Genomic DNA, 13,535 nt, shown 5'->3' with positions numbered 1-13,535 from the left:
GATCCCGCCCTGTCCCAGCCGGTTCCCGCCGAAAAGGTGCTGGCCCCCAACCTGCGTTTCCGCGGCGAGACAGCGGCCTGCGACCGCCGGACGGTGGCCGAAGAGACCGCCGTGGCCCTGGTTCACGATGCGGCCACCTCGGCCGTGATGATGGCCACTCCGGCCGATCTGGAGGACTTCGCCCTCGGCTTCAGCCTCAATGAGCGGCTGATTGAGGATGTCCGCCAGGTGCGCGACCTGGAGGTGGTCCCCTCAGACGACGGGATCGAGGTGCGTGTCTGGCTCACCGCCGCCCGATCGGTGGCCCTGGCCGCCCGCCGGCGTCGTCAGGCCGGGCCCACCGGTTGCGGCCTGTGCGGCGTCGACAGCCTGTCCGAGGCCCTGCGCTCCCCTCCCAGGGTGGGCGAGCAGATGCGCCTGACCGCAGAGGATATCCACGCCGCCCTCGACGCCCTGCCGGGGCTTCAGACCCTGGGCGGGGCCACCCGGGCGGTCCACGCCGCCGGCTGGTGGACGCCTGGCGAGGGGTTCAGCGCCGTGCGCGAGGATGTGGGCCGCCACAACGCCCTGGACAAGCTGGCCGGCGCCCGCGCCCGAGGCGGCGAAAGCGCGCCGGGCGTGGTGGTGCTGACCAGCCGCGTCTCGGTGGAGATGGTTCAGAAGGCCGCCGTCATGGGCGCCGAGGTAGTGGTGGCGGTCTCCGCCCCCACCGCGCTGGCGATCCGCACGGCGGCGGCGGCGGGGATGACCCTGGTGGCCGTGGCCCGGCAGGACGGCTTCGAGGTCTTCACCCGTCCCGACCGCCTCTCCGGCGGCGCTTGAGACCAGCGAGGTTCAGTCCAGACCCAGGCTTTCCGAAAGGCGCTGCGCCGCCTCGGCGGGACGCAGCTTGTCCGTGTCGCGGTCCACGGTGAGATTGGCCGCCTGCATGGCCTCCACATCGATGGCGCCGATCAGGGGCCGCAGAGCCGCCAGCAGTCGCGGATCATCCCGTCGCTTGGGCGAGACCAGCACCACCGCGTCATAGGGCGGCAGGGCGCCGCGCGGGTCTTCCAGCAGAACCAGATCATCGGCGGCGATGCGCCCGTCGCTGGAAAACGCCGAGATGACGTCCACATCGCCCGCGCTCACCGCCCGGAACATAAAGGTGGGCTGGAAGGAGCGCCGCGCCCGGAAGCTCAAGCCATAGGCCTGCTCCACCGCGCGCCATTCGGGCCGGGCGAAGAACTCGATGTCGCCGCCCATGACCAGGTTCGGCGCCCGGGCGGCCAGATCCTCGAGGCTGGTCACCCCCAGGGCCTGCGCCCGCTCGCGCCGCATGGCCAGGGCGTAGGCGTTCTCGAACCCCAGGGAGCCGAGCACTAGGACGCCGTCGCGATCCGCCAGCTCCTCGGTCAATTCGTCGAGGACCGCCTGCCGACCGGGATTGTCCTGCCGCCCCAGCACATTGGCCCAGAGGGTGCCGGAATAGTCCACATAGACGTCGATCTCGCCGGAGGCCAAGGCGCGGTAGGCGATGGCCGAGCCGAGATCCTCCTTGCCGCGGGCGGTTCCGCCCAGGGCCTCGATCCGCTCGGAAATCAGCTCGGCCAGGATGTATTGCTCGGAAAAGTTCTTGGCCCCCACCACATAGCTCGACGGCTTGCCCAGGCTGACCAAGGGCGCCACCGCCAGGGCCACCCCCAGGCCCAGCCCCAGGGCGCCCAGGCCCATCCGCCGCAGGTCGCGCCGGGCCGCGCCCGCCTCGATCAGGCCCAGCAACTGGTCGGTGACCAGGGCCAGCCCCGCAGAGGCCGCACAGCCGAACAGGACCAGCACCCAGTTCTCCGTCTGGAGGCCGGAAAAGATGTAGTTGCCCAGGCTGGTCTGCCCCACAGGCGTGGCCAGCGTCGCCGTGCCGATGGTCCAGACCGCGGCCGTCCGCACGCCGGCCATGATCACCGGGGCGGCGAGTGGCAGCTCCACCTGAAAGAGCTGCTGGCGCCGCGTCATGCCCACCCCTTGCGCCGCCTGCAGGATGGCGGGGTCGAGCGACAAGAGGCCCGTGGCGGCGTTCCGCACGATGGGCAGCATGGAATAGAGGGTGAGCGCCAGCAGGGCCGGCAGGAAGCCCAGGGCCGAGAAGCCGCGGCCGAACACATCCTCGCTGAAGGCCGAGACCACCAGCAGCAGGGGGAAGAACAGCGCCAGAAGGGCGAGGCTGGGAATGGTCTGGATCAGGCCGGCGCCGGCCAGGACCGGCCAGCGCACAGCCCTGTGGCGGGCGGCCGCCACGGCGAGCGGCAGGCTGATCACCAGACCCAGCGCCAGGGCCGAGGCGCTCAAAAGGACATGCCAGGCGAGATATTCCGGCAGGCGGGAAAAGGCCGCCTCAAGCTGGGGATTCATGGGCGCGCTCCCAGCCGTTCGGCCAGACGCTCGGCCTGCCGGCGCGGGGCGGCCAGGAGCTCGGCCACCCGGGGATCGGCCGAGACGGCCAGCGCCTGGGGCGTTCCCTGGGCGATCAGCCGACCGGCGGCCACCACGGCGATGCGGTCGGCCAACAGCAGGGCTTCGGTCATGTCATGGGTGACCATCACCGTCGAAAGACCCAATCGCCCGTGCAGGGTGCGGTAGTCCTCGGCCAGAGCGTCCCGGGTCAGGGGGTCCAGGGCGCCGAAGGGCTCGTCCATCAGCACGATCTGCGGCTGGGCGGCAAGCGCGCGGGCCACGCCCACCCTCTGTCTCTGCCCGCCCGACAGGGCGGCGGGAAACCGGCCGCCTATGTCCTGGGGCAGGGCCACAAGGTCGAGCAGCTCCGACACCCGGGCGGCGGTCCTGGCCTTGTCCCAGCCCAGCAGGCGCGGGGTGATGGCGATGTTCTCGGCGACGGTGAGGTGCGGAAAAAGCCCCACCTCCTGGAAGACATAGCCGATGCGTCGGCGAAGCATGTGGGGCGCCAGGGCGTCGGCGGGCTCGCCGTCGATGAGCACCTGGCCCCGGTCGGGCGCAATCAGGCCGTTGATGGTCTTCAGAAGCGTGGTCTTGCCGGACCCGGACGCGCCCACCAGGGCGACGAACTCGCCCGCCGCCACGTGGAAGTCCACGGCCTCCAGGGCGCGATGGGCGCCGTAGGTCTTTTCGACGCCGTGAAGCGCAATGCGGGGCTGATCCATGCGCAAGGCCTAACACGCCACGGGGCGGAGGGCTCCCCTCGCAGATCCGCGATTTGCCTCCGGCGGCCGGCAATGGGACCCTGCTCGCCTGGCCACACGGAGGAACGACCATGGGATTTTTGAGCGACGAGGACCGCGCCGCCCTGGAGGGCGCCGAACTTGTCTGTCCCCGCACCCCCCTGCCGGTCCAGATGGTCTCCAGCGACGAGTATGCGCCACAACCCCAGACGCCAGCCCAGGCGGAGGTTCAGGCGCGCCTGATGGACATGGGCGGCGAGCTGGCCCGTCATCAGGGGCTGTCGCGGCGGCGGTTCTTCCAGACCTCGGCCGGCATGGCCGCAGCCTTCGTGGCGCTGAACGACGTCTATGGTCCGCTGTTCTCCGTAAGCCGCGCCGAAGCGGCGACCCCGGACATGGCCGAGGCCCGCGCCGAGGGCCTGCGCGGCCAGCTGATCCTGGACATGCACACCCACTTCCTGCGCGACGACACCCGCCTCACAGGCTTTGTGCGGATGCGCGAAGCCGTCGGCCGCCAGGGCTGGAACCCGGAACTGGAGGGCAAGGCGCAGTCGCTCGAGGACCTGAAGTTCGACAACTACATCAAGGAAATCTTCCTCGACAGCGACACCAAGGCCGCCCTGATCTCCTCGGCGCCTTCCGACATCCCCCAGGACTGGTTCCTGACCAACGGCCAGATGGCGCAGGCCCGCGAGCGGGTGAACGGGGAGGCCGGCGGCCGGCGGCTGTTCACCCACGCCATCTTCACCCCTGGCGCGCCCGGCTGGCTGGAGGATCTGGACGCGGCCCTGGAGCTGCGGCCGGACTCCCTCAAGGGCTACACGGTGGGCGACAACACCCACAAGGCCACCAGCCGCCACCCCTGGCGCATGGATGACGAGGCCGTCGCCTATAAGGGCTATGAGAAGATGGCCGCGGCGGGCCGCAAGATCGTCTGCGTCCACAAGGGCCTCTTCTCCCGTGAGGTGGAGGCGCAGTTTCCCCATCTGCGGCCCTATGCCGATGTGCGCGACGTGGCCAAGGCCGCGCAGGACTGGCCCGACCTGACCTTCGTCATCTACCACTCGGCCTACCGGCTGGGGGACCCGGCCGCCGCCCTGCGCCAGTTCGAGGAAACCGGCCGGCTGGACTGGGTGAGCGACCTGGCCGAAATCCCCGAACGCTACGGGGTGACCAATGTCTATGCCGATCTGGGCCAGGTCTTCGCCCAGACCATGATCGCCGAGCCGCGGGTCTGCGCGGCCCTGATGGGCATATTGATCCGGGGCCTGGGCGCCGACCATGTGTGCTGGGGCACCGACGCCGTCTGGACCGGAGCGCCCCAATGGCAGATCGAGGGCCTGCGACGGCTGGAAATCCCCGAGGACATGCGCAAAACGCACGGCTTCGCCGAACTGGGTCCGGCCGACGGACCGGTGAAGTCGGCCATTTTCGGCGGCAATAACGCCCGGCTCTACGGGGTGGACGAGGCCGAGATCGCCGGCTGGTCAGGCGACCGGCTGGCGCAGCGCAAGGCCGCCTATCTGGCGCAGGGGCCGCGGCCCAGCCTGCGGCGGTACGGCTATGTCAGATCGGCATCCGCATGATTTCCTGATAGGCGGAAATCACCTGGTCGCGGACTGCCATCACGGTTTCCAGGCTGGTCTCCGCCGCCGAGATCGCCGTCACCACGTCGATGAGCTGGGCCTTGCCCTGGACATGGGCGGCCATCTGGGTTTCGGCCGTCCTGGAAGTCTGCACCGCATCCTCCATGACCGACTTCAGCATGGCGCCGAAATCGGTCCCGGCCGCCGGCGCGGCGGCTCCGCCCGCGGCGGGCAGGGCCGCGCCCTGGGCGGCGGCATAGGCCTTGGCGGCGGCGAGGGGCGTCATCATGGCCTAGGTCCTCAGCGCTTCAGCAGGTCGAGGACGCGCATCTCCATGGCGCGCGCCGTCTCGATGACATTGAGGTTGGCCTCATAGGCCCGCTGCGCCTCGCGCATGTCCATGGCCTCGACCAGGGTGTTCACATTGGGCAGCTTCACATAGCCCTCGGCGTCGGCTGAGGGATGCCCCGGCTCATATTCCGTGCGGAAGGCGCTGGGGTCGGGCTGCACCTTGGCCATGCGGACGCCCTGGCCGGCGTCGATCTTGGCTGGCTCGAAGACCGGCACCTGGCGGCGATAGGGGTCGCCGCCGGCCTCGCGGGCGGTGGAATTGGCGTTGGCCAGGTTCTCGGCGATGACCCGCATCCGCGCCTGGTTGGCGCGCAGGGCCGAGGCGGCGATGGCCTGGGCGGCGCCTTGCGTGGTCTTGACGTCAGCCATGGTGTCTCACCCCCGAAAGATCAGCCCCGCCCGGGCGGGCGGGCTGCGGTGCGCAGCAGGTTGAGGGACTTCTGGTAGAAGCCGACGGCGGCGTCATAGGCCACGCGGGCCTCCGACATCTTCAGCATCTGCTCCTCCAGGACCACCGAATTGCCGTCCAGGGTGGTCTCGGAATCCTTGGTGCGCAGGGGCTTGCCGGCGCCCGCGCGGCCCGGGCTGACCGTGCCGGCCAGATGCGCCGCCTGGGTCCGCGCCGGGGCGCCGGCCTGAGCCATCTGGGCGCCCTTCACCTGGGCGGCGAAGCTGTAGGGCTTCAGATCCTGGGGCTGATAGCCGGGGGTTTCGGAGTTCGCCACGTTCTGGGCGATCAGCCGTTGCCGCTCGCTCAGATGACCGAGCCGGCCTCGCAGCATGGAGAAGAGCGGAATGTCGGCCACGTCCATGCGAACATGGTGAATAAACAGGGTTAATCGCTCCTTAAGGGTGATTTGCGAGAAACCGGACGACCGTCCCTGTTCGGGCGGGACGGACAGACCATGGATCTCGCCAACTTCCTCCGCGCCGTCTTCGCGCTCGTCCTGACCCTGGGCCTCATCGGTCTGGCGGCCGCGGCCATGCGCCGGTTCGGGCCTGAGGTCATGGCCCGGTTCTCCGCCTCGCGCGCCGAGCGGCGGCTGGCCGTGGTGGAGAGCCTGGTGCTCGACCCCACCCGCCGGCTGGTGCTCGTCTCCTGCGACGGAGAAGAGCGCCTGCTGCTTCTGGGCGAAGGCCAGGTGATCAGCCGCAACGCGCCCGTCGACGTCAAGCCCGCCGCCCCCAAGCGCAAGGGTCCGGCCAAGCCCCGCGCCAAGGCGCCCGCCCCATGAGCCTCCTTTCCCGCCTGCGTCAGGTCCTGACCGCGCCCCTCACCGCCGCCGACTGGCGCCGTGCGGCGGGTCTGGCCGCCCTTGTCACCGTGGCCAGCCTGATCGGCCCGGCCATGGCCAACGCCCAGGCGATCAATATCGATCTGGGCACGGGCGCGGGTCTGACCGAGCGGGTGGTCCAGCTGGTGGGCCTGCTGACGGTGCTGTCGCTGGCGCCGTCCATCGTGATCATGACCACCTCGTTCGTACGGATCGTGGTGGTGCTCTCCCTGCTGCGGACCGCCCTGGGCCTGCAGCAGAGCCCGCCCAATGCGGTGATCATCAGCCTGGCCCTGTTCCTCAGCGCCATCATCATGGCCCCGACCTTCGAGCGGTCTTATCAGGATGGCATCCGTCCCCTCCTCGACCAGGAGATGGAGCTGCCCCAGGCCTTCGACGCCGCCGCCGATCCGGTGAAGACCTTCATGCTCTCGCAGGTGGGCGAGGCCGACCTCGCCCTCTTCGTGCGCCTGTCGCAGGTGGAGCGCCCGCAGAGCGCCCAGGACCTGCCCCTGCGGGTGGTGACCCCGGCCTTCATGATCTCGGAGCTGAAGCGAGCCTTCGAGATCGGCTTCCTCCTGTTCGTCCCCTTCCTGGTCATCGATCTGGTGGTGGCCAGCGTGCTGATGAGCATGGGCATGATGATGCTGCCGCCGGTGGTGGTGTCCCTGCCCTTCAAGCTGATCTTCTTCGTCCTGGTGGACGGATGGCGCCTGGTGGCCGGCAGTCTGGTGGAGAGCTTCCAGCGCGGCGCCGGCGGCGGCTAGCGGCTCAGCCCAGCAGCGCACTCAGGGACGCCTCCAGGCGGCGGGTGAGCCAGCCTCGACGCGTCTGCGGCTCCATGACGTAGGCCGAGCGCATGGCGCCGGTGGTGATGATCGACAGCAGATGAGCGTCCAGCCCGTCCGCGGCCTGGGTGGCGTGGTCGAGCCGGTCCAACAGTTCGGCTGAATTCTCACCCCGGGACGCGCGCAGGTCCTCGGCCTCCCGCCGCAGCTCGCCGTCCCGGATGGCGGCGGTCAGCAGTTCGTCCAGGGCGAGCAAGCCCGGCAGGGCGGCGCCTTCGGCGTCAAACAGGGTCTCCGCCATCTCCCGCGCCACCTCGGCCACGGGCCGTCTTTCGGCCAGGTCCGGCACGGCGCCGCCCCGTACGGACTGGATGGCGCCGATCAGGTGGTCGAACGCCGCCTGGACGAGGCTGGCGCGGGAGGGGAAATAGCCGCTGACTGCGGCCAGGGAAAAACCCGCCTCGGCGGCCACGGCCCGGTGGGTCAGGGCCTCCATGCCCGCCCGCCCCAGCACCTCGGCCGCCGCCGCGGCGATCCGGGGGGCGCTGTTGCTCCCGACAGGCTCTGGCCGGGCGGGCCTGCGCGCCCGAACCCTCGCCTGCTGGCGCCAGCCATCCCAGCCGGGCGCGCCTCCGCGATCTCCCGCCAGGCGGGCGCAGAGTCTCTGCGTGGTCTCCATCAACCAGGCCATCTGATCGGGATGGTCCGGCGCGCCGCCATGGATCCCGAGGATGGCCTCGGAGAAGTCGGCGCACACCCCCGCCGCGCCGGGCCGCAGCGCAAACTCGTCGGCGACCCGCTCCCAGAAGGCGTCGGAGGCCGCCTGAACCTCGCCGGCCAGGCTGCGGTGCACGGACGCCCGGGCGGCGTGGTGCCGCAATTCGCGCAGGACCAGCAGATCCTCAGCCCGGGCCAGGCTGGCCAGGATGTGGGCCAGAAACCAGTTGGGAAAGGCGGCCGGGGGCGGCGCGGCCGCCAGGGTGGCGAGCCAGGTCTCCCGCCAGTCGGCGACTCCTCTGGCGGAGACTTCGAAGGTGGCCGCCAGCAGACCCTCGCGGCCGGCGAAGTGATAGTTCACCGCCGAAGCGCTCTGTCCGGTCATCTCGGCGAGGGACCGGGCCGTGAGGCTGCGCAAGCCTCGCTCCGCCAACAGGGCGGCGGCGGTGGCGATCATTCGCTCGCGGGCGGACTCAGAGGCGGCGCTGGACGGCATGGCCTCAGGATAGCGCGCTCAGCGCCCCTGACCAGATATCCGTACGTTCGTTCAATATTCCGCAGGCGGACCCATCGTGCGGCCAGATCCCCTCCCCATCCAGCCATATTTCTATGGCGTGTCGTCGACATTTCGCGAAACATTCACCGAAGCGTCAAGCTGTACATCCGTTCGAAATGATAGCGCTGCGCCACTTCATTCCGGGTGGGGCAACCTCGTGACTCGCAAGCACTTCCTCTTCACATCGACCATGGTCGGCGGCGCATTCCTTATGGCGACGGCGGCTCAGGCTCAGGACACTCAGGTCGGCGAACTGATCGTCACTGGCTCCATCGTCGGGAGCCAGCGGGCGGCCATCACCGAACAGCGCAACGCCGACAATCTGGTCAGCGTCATCGCCGCCGACACGGTGGGTCAGTTCCCCGACCAGAACTCCGCCGCGGCCCTGGCCCGCATCCCCTCGGTCGCCGTGCAGCGCGACCAGGGCCAGGAGCGCTACATTCAGGTGCGCGGCGCCCCCAACCGGTGGACCAGCGTCTCCATCGACGGGATCAACGCCATCGGCGTCGATGAGGGCGGCGGCCAGCGGGCCTTTCGCTTCGACGCCGTGCCCGCGGTCATTCTGAGCGCCCTGGAGGTCAACAAGTCTCTGACGCCTGACCTGTCGGCCGAGGCCATCGTGGCGCGGGTGAACCTGCGGACCTTCTCGCCCTTCGATGCTCAGGGCCTGGCGATCTCGGGCAATGTCGGCCTGGGCGAGATGAACCTGGGCGGGGGCCGTCAGGAGCAGTACGCCCTGCGCATGTCGTGGTCGGGGGACAATTTCGGCGTCATCCTCGCCGGCTCTCACGACAGCCGCGAACAGGTCACCGACAACCGCGAATTCGCCTATGACGCGGTGGGCCCCACCATCCTGGACGTCCGCAACTATCGTCTGGTGCGGGAGAACAATGGCGGCCTGTTCGGGGTGGAGTATCGCCCCAGCGACGCCCATCGCCTGTTCGCCAAGACGCTCTATACCGAGTTCAAGGACAACGAGCAGCGCGACCAGTACGTCTTCCAGATCAGCTCGGCGCTCAGCGGAACCCGCGGCTTTCAAGGCGGCAGCCTGGTGGGCGTTCCCTATCGCGCGACGTTCAATGACGGCTACTACGGCAACTCCAACTGGGTGAACACCATCGGCGGCGACCACCGCCTGGCGGCCTGGGACCTGGAATGGCGCCTCAACTACACCGAGACCGAGAACACCACCGACCTGCCCCTGATCCTGGCGCAGCAGGGCTCCAACCTGCAGCGCGCCTCGATCACCTACGACACCCGGGACCCCAGGTTCCCGGTGATCTCCCTGGCGACCACCGTGCCGGGCGCGACCACCGGGACCTTCGCCGCCGGCGCGGCCCGCGCCGGCTTGGACCAGACGGCCTTTCCGGTGAACATCGCCATCCCGATCAATACGGCGGTGACGTCTGAGACCTTCGTCTACAAGATCGACGCCGCCCGCGAAGCGACCTTCGCCGGGACGCCCGTCAGCCTGCGCCTGGGCCTTGAGTATGACGACCGCGAGGTGAGCGGAGCCACCCTCGCCACCAGCAACACCCTGGTGCTGCCGGCCCTGCTGCCGCGGATCGGCGCGAGCTTCAGCGCCGCCAGCTATGTGACCTCGACCCCCTGGACCACGGGCTTCCCTCGGGGCTTTGACGTCAACTATGTGGACAACAAGGCCATGCGGCGCGACCTGCTGGCCCTGCTGGACCGCCTCCAGGGCGCCGGCCTCTATGACCCGTCCGCCAATAACGCGCCGGCCAACCGCTATGAGATCGGCGAAAAGCTGCTGGCGGCCTATGGCTCGGCCAAGTGGGAGATGGGCGCCGCCCAGATCGTGGCGGGCGCGCGGGTCGAGCGGTTCGAGCAGACCATCGACGGCTTCCTGACCGCCGGAACCGTGACCACACCGGTGTCCTACGCCAATGACGACACCTCGATCTTCCCGAGCGTGAACCTCAAGTACGATCTCGACAGCGACACGGTGCTGCGTCTGGCCCTGTCCACCGGCATCGCCCGCCCCTCCTTCGGGACGGTGCGCGCCGGGGCCTCGGTCAATGATGTGGGCCGCAGCGTCACCGGCGGCAATCCGACCCTGGAGCCCGAGCGCACCGTGGGCCTGGACGGCGCCTATGAGCGCTATCTGAGCGGCGCGGGCCTGGCCTCGATCAGCGCCTTCTACCGCGCGGTGGACAATGTCCTCTATGAGGCGGTGTCCAAGGTGACCGACGACCGCTTCGACGCCCCCGGCCTCGACCGCACGGGATACGACTACACCACCACTCTGAACGGCGGCCGCGGCAAGCTCTATGGCCTCGAACTGGCCTATCTCCAGCAGTTCGACTTCCTGCCGGGCCCCTGGAGCGGCCTGGGCTTCCAGGGCAACCTCACCTTCCTCAAGGGCGACTTCAAGACCCGCGAGGGCTCGAAGGAGAGCTTCCCGGGAACCTCCGAGCGGATCCTGAACAGCTCCATCTTCTATGAGAAGTACGGCCTGTCCGCCCGCCTCAGCTACCAGTGGCGCGACGATTGGCAGGACACCATCGGCGGCATCGGCTCGGGCGAGTACCGGGCGGCCACCGAAAGCCTGGACCTGTCCCTGCGCTATGCGGTCAACCGCAACCTCACCGTCTTCCTGGACGCCAACAACCTCACTGACGAGGTCTATGTGGCCTACGAAGGCTCCGAGCGCTTCCCCACCGAAGTCGAACAGATCGGCTCGCGCTGGATGGCCGGCCTCCGCTTCACCTACTAGTCTCGAGAGACAGACCATGACCCGTTCGACCGCCCGCCGCACCGCCGTCCTGTCCACCGTCCTCTGGCTTCTGGCCGGGACGAGCCAGGCGGCCATCGTCGACGCCCAGGCCTATCGCACCGCAGAGGGCGACCTGGCCCTGAGCTGGACCGAAACCCGCGGCGCGGCGGTCGACGTCTTCATGGCTGAGGATCCCCAGGCCGCCCTGGAACAGATGCGGGCGGTCTCCCTGGCCGACGGGGACGGCGCTCACCTCATTTCGCCGGCTCCGGCTGCGGCGAGGTCCTACTTCATTCTGCGCTCGGCGGACGGAACCCGTTACCGCCTGGCCGAGCGTATCGTACCCCTGGAAGGCGCCATGAACTTTCGCGATGTGGGGGGCTATGAGACCGCCGACGGGCGCTTCGTGCGGTGGGGCAAGATCTACCGTTCCGCCGCCCTCTCAGGCCTGACCCCGGACGATCTGGCCAAGATCGCCAAGCTTGATATCCGCTACGTCTATGACCTGCGCTCCGTCGACGAGCGCCGCAGCGAACCCACCCGCTGGCCGCAGACCGGCGCGCGCCTGGTCTCCCACGACTATGAGATGGACATCTCGGCCTTCATGGCGGCCTTCGCCGAAGGGCCCAGCGCCGAGAAGGCGCGTGAGGCGATGACCGCCTTCTACCCCGCCGTGGTGGACAGCCATAAGGTCCAGTTCCGGGAGATCTTCGCCGAACTCCTGCAAGGTGGCGATGGAGCCGTGCTCTATCATTGCTCGGCGGGCAAGGACCGCACGGGCGTTCAGACCGCGCTCATCCTCTCGGCCCTGGGCGTGCCGCGGGAGACGGTGATCGAGGATTTCCTGCTCTCCAACCAGCACCACAGGCTGGCCGCCGACATGAGCGCGCTGGCGGGCATGCCGGCCGAGGTGGTGGCCGTGCTGAGCGGCGTGGAGCGCCCCTATATCGAGGCCTTCTTCGCCGAGGTCGACCGGCGTTATGGCGGGGTCGAGGGCTATCTCGCCGCCGAGCTGGGGGTGGACGCCGACGGGATCGCCCGCCTGCGCGCCCTCTACACCGAATAGGATCGCGTCGGGGGGCGCCGGCTCAGAGCCGCCGCACCCCTTCGCGCCGGAGGTCGGCCAGGGTCGGCATGCCGTTGACGGCCATGAAGAGGTCGGCCTCGGCCAGGATGCACTTCAGCACGTGCGCCGCCCCGGCCGCGCCGTCCAGGGCCAGGCCATAGACGAAGGGGCGGCCGACGCCGACAGCGGTCGCGCCCATGGCCAGGGCCTTGACCACGTCGGAGCCCGACCGGACGCCGGAGTCGAACCAGACGGGGACCTGACCGCTGGCCGCAATGACATCGGGCAGCATGTCGATGGCTGCAATGCCGCCATTGGCCTGGCGGCCCCCATGGTTGGAGCAGTAGATCCCGTCCGCCCCCAGGTCGACGGCCTTGCGGGCGTCGTCGGGATGACAGATGCCCTTGAGCACGATGGGCATCTTGGTCACCGACTTCAGCCAGGCGATGTCCTCCCACAGCATGGGGCGGCCGAAGAGCGAGCCCCACAGGGCCACCGTCTCGGCCGGCGCGTCCTTGGGGTCCTTGCCCAGGAGCTTCAGGAAAACCGGGTCGGAGGTGTAGTTGCGCAGCACATGGCCCCGCAGCTGCGGAAAATTGCCGGCGTTCAGGTCCCGGGGACGGAAGCCGGTGACCCAGGTGTCCAGGGTGACGATCAGGGCGCGATACCCCGCGGCCTCGGCGCGGGCGATCAGGCTCTCGGCCAGGTCCCTGTTGCGCGGCGTATAGAGCTGGAAAAAGCCCGGCGTGTCGCCGAGATGCGGCGCGACATCCTCCAGGGTGTCGTTGCCCAGGGTGGACACCACCATGGGCACGCCGGTCATGGCCGAGGCCTGGGCTGCGGCGATGTCGCCGTGCTGGTCCTGGCTGCACATGCCGGTGACGCCGATGGGCGCCATGAACAGCGGCGAGGCGTAGCGGTGGCCGAAGATCTCGGTGGAGAGGTCGCGGGTCGAGGTCTCCACCATCATCCGCGGCACCATGCCCCAATGGTGGAAGGCCGCGGCGTTCTGATCCTGGGTGAACTCATCCCCGCAGCCGCCCTGGACATAGTTCAGCACATGCCCCGGCATGGCTGCGGTCGCCCGCTGGACCAGGGTGGCGTAGTCCACCGGCACGGCAGGCAGAACCCCGCGCAGTCCGCCCTGATAGATCTCGTTCTGGTAGCTTCCGAACTGGGCCATGGCGCCCTCCCCTGTGGCGACTGTCATTGCGCCGGACGAAGCCATGCGCGCCCGGAGAGGTCAAAGGATTCGTCCCGGCGCCGGGCGATGTCGCGCCCCTGTCG

13 protein-coding genes are annotated in these 13,535 nt (G+C 69.4%); 6 read left to right on the top strand and 7 right to left on the bottom strand.

The genetic code is table 11. From position 1 onward, the window contains the following. A partial coding sequence (fdhD, locus tag V7D28_RS09620; protein WP_333587166.1) for a formate dehydrogenase accessory sulfurtransferase FdhD occupies positions 1 to 822 on the top strand: 822 nt, incomplete at its 5' end. A 12-nt stretch (positions 823 to 834) separates the two neighbouring features. On the opposite strand, the gene V7D28_RS09615 is transcribed toward fdhD, so the two are convergent. Both V7D28_RS09615 and V7D28_RS09610 read right to left on the bottom strand, forming a co-directional pair. Then, on the bottom strand, positions 835 to 2,388 hold the full coding sequence (locus V7D28_RS09615) for a glycine betaine ABC transporter substrate-binding protein (protein ID WP_333587165.1): 1,554 nt from the start codon (positions 2,386 to 2,388) through the stop codon (positions 835 to 837). Further along, complete coding sequence (locus tag V7D28_RS09610; RefSeq protein ID WP_333587164.1) at positions 2,385 to 3,155, bottom strand: ABC transporter ATP-binding protein; 771 nt, start codon at positions 3,153 to 3,155, stop codon at positions 2,385 to 2,387. The genes V7D28_RS09615 and V7D28_RS09610 overlap by 4 nt, the downstream gene beginning before the upstream one ends. A gap of 110 nt (positions 3,156 to 3,265) precedes the next feature. Here V7D28_RS09610 and V7D28_RS09605 point away from each other — a divergent pair, with 110 nt between their 5' ends. Then, positions 3,266 to 4,759 carry an amidohydrolase family protein gene (locus V7D28_RS09605; protein WP_333587163.1) on the top strand — a complete coding sequence of 498 codons (1,494 nt, stop codon included), beginning with the start codon at positions 3,266 to 3,268 and terminating at the stop codon, positions 4,757 to 4,759. Here V7D28_RS09605 and fliE read toward each other — a convergent pair. From fliE to flgB, 3 genes are read right to left on the bottom strand one after another with little or no spacing between them, the layout of a single operon-like run. Then, on the bottom strand, positions 4,740 to 5,048 hold the full coding sequence (fliE, locus tag V7D28_RS09600; protein WP_333587162.1) for a flagellar hook-basal body complex protein FliE: 309 nt from the start codon (positions 5,046 to 5,048) through the stop codon (positions 4,740 to 4,742). The two genes, V7D28_RS09605 and fliE, sit on opposite strands and share 20 nt — an antisense overlap. Before the next feature lie 11 nt (positions 5,049 to 5,059). Continuing rightward, positions 5,060 to 5,479, bottom strand: a complete 420-nt coding sequence (flgC, locus tag V7D28_RS09595; RefSeq protein WP_333587161.1) for a flagellar basal body rod protein FlgC — start codon at positions 5,477 to 5,479, stop codon at positions 5,060 to 5,062. Positions 5,480 to 5,499: 20 nt separating this feature from the next. Then, a complete protein-coding gene (gene flgB, locus V7D28_RS09590; protein WP_333587160.1) occupies positions 5,500 to 5,922 on the bottom strand; it encodes a flagellar basal body rod protein FlgB in 423 nt (140 codons plus the stop codon). A 93-nt stretch (positions 5,923 to 6,015) separates the two neighbouring features. On the opposite strand from flgB, the gene V7D28_RS09585 reads away from it, so the two are divergent. Together V7D28_RS09585 and fliP are read left to right on the top strand one after the other, a co-directional pair. Beyond that, positions 6,016 to 6,345 (top strand): flagellar biosynthetic protein FliO, encoded by a 330-nt coding sequence (locus tag V7D28_RS09585; protein ID WP_333587159.1) that lies wholly within the window; start codon positions 6,016 to 6,018, stop codon positions 6,343 to 6,345. Next, entirely contained in the window at positions 6,342 to 7,151 is an 810-nt protein-coding gene (fliP, locus tag V7D28_RS09580) for a flagellar type III secretion system pore protein FliP (RefSeq protein ID WP_333587158.1), read from the top strand. Before V7D28_RS09585 ends, fliP begins: the two co-directional genes overlap by 4 nt. A gap of 4 nt (positions 7,152 to 7,155) precedes the next feature. On the opposite strand, the gene V7D28_RS09575 is transcribed toward fliP, so the two are convergent. Next, positions 7,156 to 8,346: a TetR family transcriptional regulator gene (locus tag V7D28_RS09575; RefSeq protein WP_333587157.1), complete on the bottom strand. Its 1,191-nt coding sequence runs from the start codon at positions 8,344 to 8,346 to the stop codon at positions 7,156 to 7,158. Positions 8,347 to 8,602: 256 nt separating this feature from the next. Here V7D28_RS09575 and V7D28_RS09570 point away from each other — a divergent pair, with 256 nt between their 5' ends. Together V7D28_RS09570 and V7D28_RS09565 are read left to right on the top strand one after the other, a co-directional pair. Next, positions 8,603 to 11,182: a TonB-dependent receptor gene (locus tag V7D28_RS09570; RefSeq protein ID WP_333587156.1), complete on the top strand. Its 2,580-nt coding sequence runs from the start codon at positions 8,603 to 8,605 to the stop codon at positions 11,180 to 11,182. A gap of 16 nt (positions 11,183 to 11,198) precedes the next feature. Further along, positions 11,199 to 12,248, top strand: coding sequence for a tyrosine-protein phosphatase (locus V7D28_RS09565; protein WP_333587155.1), 1,050 nt, complete (start codon positions 11,199 to 11,201; stop codon positions 12,246 to 12,248). Between the two features lie 22 nt (positions 12,249 to 12,270). On the opposite strand, the gene V7D28_RS09560 is transcribed toward V7D28_RS09565, so the two are convergent. Beyond that, a complete protein-coding gene (locus V7D28_RS09560) occupies positions 12,271 to 13,431 on the bottom strand; it encodes an alpha-hydroxy-acid oxidizing protein (RefSeq protein ID WP_333587154.1) in 1,161 nt (386 codons plus the stop codon). Positions 13,432 to 13,535 lie beyond the last annotated feature (104 nt).

Source organism: Phenylobacterium sp., from assembly GCF_036723115.1.
GTDB lineage: Bacteria > Pseudomonadota > Alphaproteobacteria > Caulobacterales > Caulobacteraceae > Phenylobacterium.
The sequence above is the reverse complement of the archived record's forward strand: the minus strand, read 5'-3'. Positions and strand labels throughout refer to the sequence as shown.